Source organism: Blautia difficilis (assembly GCF_014297245.1).
GTDB lineage: Bacteria > Bacillota > Clostridia > Lachnospirales > Lachnospiraceae > Blautia_A > Blautia_A difficilis.
This window is the reverse complement of record NZ_JACOQG010000080.1, coordinates 1-1,678: the sequence shown is the minus strand read 5'-3', so window position 1 is coordinate 1,678 and position 1,678 is coordinate 1. Positions and strand designations below refer to the sequence as shown.

At 53.3% G+C, this 1,678-nt stretch carries 3 protein-coding genes; all 3 read right to left on the bottom strand.

What is annotated here, in order from left to right; all coding sequences use genetic code 11:
* Positions 1-20: 20 nt before the first annotated feature.
* A complete protein-coding gene (locus H8Z82_RS18140; protein WP_117502900.1) occupies positions 21-317 on the bottom strand; it encodes a hypothetical protein in 297 nt (98 codons plus the stop codon).
* Positions 318-450: 133 nt separating this feature from the next.
* Entirely contained in the window at positions 451-642 is a 192-nt protein-coding gene (locus H8Z82_RS18135) for a transposon-encoded TnpW family protein (RefSeq protein ID WP_186995762.1), read from the bottom strand.
* A gap of 79 nt (positions 643-721) precedes the next feature.
* A partial coding sequence (locus H8Z82_RS18130) for a DUF4368 domain-containing protein (protein WP_186995761.1) occupies positions 722-1,678 on the bottom strand: 957 nt, incomplete at its 5' end.

The window sequence follows — 1,678 nt, the reverse complement described above, 5'->3', positions numbered from 1 at the left end:
TGGTTATGAATAAATCCACCTCATTTCAGCCTGTCAGTGGCCTTGTTTTCTCTGGCAGACCGCCGCGCAGCTTCCCGCCGTTCCTCGTTGTATGGGGCGGTCAGACGGAAAGAGAAGCGCCCCTTTGCAATCTCAAACTCCATGCAGCCCGTTTCGGGGTCTGCGTCGGTCTGGCGGCACTGGTCGGGGTGCTGTCCGGCGTAGGCGGCAAGCCGCTTCTTTAAGTCGGTGTTGTGGGTGCGGATATGGATAAGGGGGTCTTTCTCGTCAAACCAAATATCGGTGGTCTTTTCCTGCTTCGTAAGCCCTGTTCTCATGTAAGCTCCTTTCTGCGCCCCTGTTACGCAATAGGGGCATTTTTCGGGTGTTTTTTCCGGCTCTTGACTTGGGGGAAATGAGGATTTTCAAATAGAAACCGCCCAGACAGGGAATGGTTCGTCGGGGCGGCTGTTATCGCAAGATTTCTGTTTTTTCCGGCTCTTGACCGTCAAGCGCGGATAAACGCGAGCTGTCGGCAAGTGCCAGTTTGAGCAGCTTGTCGCGGAATGTTTCTGTGCTGCTGTGATTGAAAAATAACTCCGCAACAATGGTCTGCCCGTTCCTCTGGGTCGTAATGATACTGTCGGGGGTCTGTTCTGCCATAGGCGGCTCCTTTCTTTGGGCGTAAAAGAGGGATTTCCCGTAGTTCGGAAAATCCCTCTTGGTTGACGGTTATTCTGTTTTACTGTGTGGGCTGTGCGGCGGCTGCCTGTGCCTTTCGCCTTGCCCGGTATTCCCGCGCTTTCATGCGGTCATACTCCCGCTGCTTTTCAAGGTTTCTCGCCCGGTACTCCCTTGAATACTGCCGGTGGTAGGCGCGGCTCTTTTCCTTTTTGGCTTCTTCGATTTCCCCCCGCATTTGCTGGATTTCCTGCTCGGTCGGCTCTGCAAGCTGTGTCACTTCGTTCTCAAACTTGCCGATATAATTGAAATATATGCTGATGTGCTGGATTGCGTATCTCGCCCTTTTCTGGTCGCGCTCATGCACTTCAATCCGGCTGATAAACTCGTTGAGAATGGCGGGGGTAAGCTCGGTAAAGGCAGCATGGCGTTCCGTCAGCTTCAAAAACTTCTGCGCCCGTCCTCCCGCGTTCTCATAAGCGGATAGCTGCTCTTGGAGCGTGGCAAGCTCCGCTTTCAGCGTGTAGTATTCTTCTGAATACTTCTGCGACATCTGCTCATAGCGGTCTTGTGAGATCGCGCCGAGGGCGTTGTCCTCATAGAGCTTGTTCAGCACCTTGTCAATCTGTTCAAGGCGCGTCGTGATTTGCGGGATACGCTTCTGCTGTTTCTTGGTCTGGTTGGTCTGCTGCATGGCAAGGTTCTTTTTCACTAAGGCTTCAAACTCCGCCCGATTGCTGATAGAATAGTCCTCGATTTTCTTCAGCACTTCCGCGATGGTCTGCATGAGCAAGTCCGCGTCCATGATGTGCGGGGAATGGCATTTGGGGTTCTTGGCTTTTCCCTTGTGGTACTCGCTGCAAAAAGCAACATGCCGCTTGCCGCCGTTCCGGTAATCTATACGAATGTGCATTTTTGCGCCGCAGTCCTTACAGAAAAGCAAGCCGGACAGAGGGTGGATTTCCCCGTCCCCGTTGGGGCGTCTGACGGGTGCGTTTTCCAAAATCCGCTGTACGGT